The sequence below is a fragment of the Muricoccus nepalensis genome (assembly GCF_006438825.1).
Classification (GTDB): Bacteria; Pseudomonadota; Alphaproteobacteria; order Acetobacterales; family Acetobacteraceae; genus Roseomonas; species Roseomonas nepalensis.
In genome coordinates, this window is the sequence record NZ_RCZP01000111.1 from 1 (window position 1) to 2,414 (window position 2,414).

Annotated in this window: 1 protein-coding gene and 3 pseudogenes; 3 read left to right on the forward strand and 1 reads right to left on the reverse strand. The window is 71.4% G+C overall.

The features are described 5' to 3' along the window. Positions 1-205, reverse strand: a pseudogene (locus EAH89_RS30750) (helix-turn-helix domain-containing protein); the annotation flags it as partial. 239 nt (positions 206-444) lie between these two features. Here EAH89_RS30750 and rfbC point away from each other — a divergent pair. From rfbC to EAH89_RS30765, 3 genes and pseudogenes are all read left to right on the forward strand, one after another. Continuing rightward, complete coding sequence (gene rfbC / locus EAH89_RS30755) at positions 445-1,053, forward strand: dTDP-4-dehydrorhamnose 3,5-epimerase (RefSeq protein WP_140887981.1); 609 nt, start codon at positions 445-447, stop codon at positions 1,051-1,053. A 52-nt stretch (positions 1,054-1,105) separates the two neighbouring features. Continuing rightward, positions 1,106-1,789, forward strand: a pseudogene (locus tag EAH89_RS30760) (dTDP-glucose 4,6-dehydratase); the annotation flags it as partial. Continuing rightward, positions 1,777-2,414, forward strand: a pseudogene (locus tag EAH89_RS30765) (dTDP-glucose 4,6-dehydratase); the annotation flags it as partial. The pseudogenes EAH89_RS30760 and EAH89_RS30765, both read left to right, overlap by 13 nt.

Below are 2,414 nucleotides of genomic sequence, written 5' to 3' on the forward strand. Positions count from 1 at the left end.
CAGGACCGGCGCTGTTGAACTTCAGCACCCAGTCCCGGACGATCTGCAGCGTCACGCCGCCGATCCTGGCCGCTTCGGTCCGCGTCGCACCATCGTAAACCGCAGCTAGCGAAAGCAGCCGCCGGGCCTGAGCCGCATCCTTCGTCCGTCGCGCTGCCACGCGCAGGCGAACCGCGTCGAAGTCACCCCGAAGCGGAATGGCCATGGCGAACCTCCAGCGTTCGCCATCTTGAATCACGATCCGGCCCCATGAGGGAATCCCCCACGAGAGTCAGGGTCTCCGAGATTTAGTATAAGACCCCGCCCTCTCGGGCAGGCTCCCGCGCCCGGCCACCGCAACCCGCCCGACACAGCGCCGGAAAAGGAAGGGGCGCAGACCACACGGACTCGTGATCCAGCCCCGACCTGTGTTAGCGGAAGCTACCCGCCGCCCGGAGACCTCGGATGCCCGCCGCTCCGTCGATCGACTTTCCCTCCGCGGAGCCGCGCGTGAGCGGCAACGTGACGGCCTTCCCCCTCGGCATCGAGGGGCCGATGCTGCTGCGCCTGCGCCGCTTCGGCGACCACCGCGGCCATTTCACGGAGACCTTCAGCGAGCGCGACTTCCGCGCGGTGGGCGTGGAGGGCGTGTTCGTGCAGGACAACCACTCGCTCTCCACCTGCGCGGGAACGCTGCGCGGGATGCACTTCCAGGTGCCGCCGCGGGCCCAGGGAAAGCTCGTGCGCGTGCTCCGGGGGGCGGTGCTCGACGTCATCGTGGACATCCGGCGGGGGTCGCGCGATTTCGGCCGCCACGTCGCCTGCCGCCTCTCGGCCGAGGGCGCGGAGCAGCTCTACGTCCCCGCCGGCTTCGCCCACGGCTTCGTCACCCTCGTCCCCGACACCGAGGTCGCCTACAAGGTGACCGACTACTACGCCCCCGACTGCGACCGCGGCCTTGCCTGGGACGACCCCGAGCTCGCCCTGCCCTGGCCCGCCTTCCCCGGCGGCCCCGTCCTCTCCGACAAGGACCGCGGGCATCCGCGCCTGCGCGACCTTCCGCCGGCTTTCTGACACAAGGCTCCCCGACAACCGGCCTTCCACGTTCCTGCCTGAAAGCCCGACCATGCGCGTGATCGTCACCGGCGGCGCCGGCTTCATCGGCTCGGCGCTCGTGCGCCACCTCGTCCTCGACCTCGGCCACGCGGTGCTGGTGGTGGACAAGCTCACCTACGCCGGCGACCGCCGCACCCTCGCCGCCTGCGAGGGCCACCCGGGCTTCGCCTTCCTGCAGGCCGATATCTGCGACCTCGCGGCCATGCGCGCCGCCTTCGCGGACTTCGCGCCGGACGCGGTGATGCACCTCGCGGCCGAGAGCCACGTCGACCGCTCCATCGCCTCCGCCGCCCCCTTCGTGCAGACGAACGTCCTGGGCACCTTCGCCCTGCTCGAGGCCGCGCGCGCGCTGCTCGAGGACTACGACGCCCCGCGCCGCGCCGCCTTCCGCTTCCTGCACGTCTCGACCGACGAGGTCTTCGGCTCCCTCGGCCCGACCGGTGCCTTCACGGAGACCACCCCCTACGACCCGCGCTCGCCCTATTCCGCGAGCAAGGCGGGATCGGACCACCTGGCGCGGGCCTGGCACGAGACCTACGGGCTGCCGACGATCGTCACGAACTGCTCGAACAACTACGGGCCCTACCACTTCCCGGAGAAGCTCATCCCGCTCGTCACCCTCAACGCGCTCGAGGGGAAGCCCCTCCCCGTCTACGGCGACGGCGGCAACGTCCGGGACTGGCTCTTCGTCGAGGNCACGTCTCGACCGACGAGGTCTTCGGCTCCCTCGGCCCGACCGGTGCCTTCACGGAGACCACCCCCTACGACCCGCGCTCGCCCTATTCCGCGAGCAAGGCGGGATCGGACCACCTGGCGCGGGCCTGGCACGAGACCTACGGGCTGCCGACGATCGTCACGAACTGCTCGAACAACTACGGGCCCTACCACTTCCCGGAGAAGCTCATCCCGCTCGTCACCCTCAACGCGCTCGAGGGGAAGCCCCTCCCCGTCTACGGCGACGGCGGCAACGTCCGGGACTGGCTCTTCGTCGAGGACCACGTCCGCGCCCTCGTCGCCGCCGTCACCCGCGGCGTGCCGGGCGAGACCTACGCCATCGGCGGCCGGGCCGAGCGCACCAACCTCGCGGTCGTCCACGCCATTTGCGACGCGCTGGACCGCTTGCGCCCCTCCTCGGGCCCCGCCCCGCGCCCGCGGCGGGACCTGGTCGCCTTCGTGCCCGACCGCCCCGGCCACGACCGCCGCTACGCCATCGACCCCACCAAGGCCGAGCGCGAGCTCGGCTGGCGCGCCTCCGTCACCTTCGAGGAGGGCATCGAGCGCACCGTCGCCTGGTACCTCGCCAACGAGGCCTGGTGGCG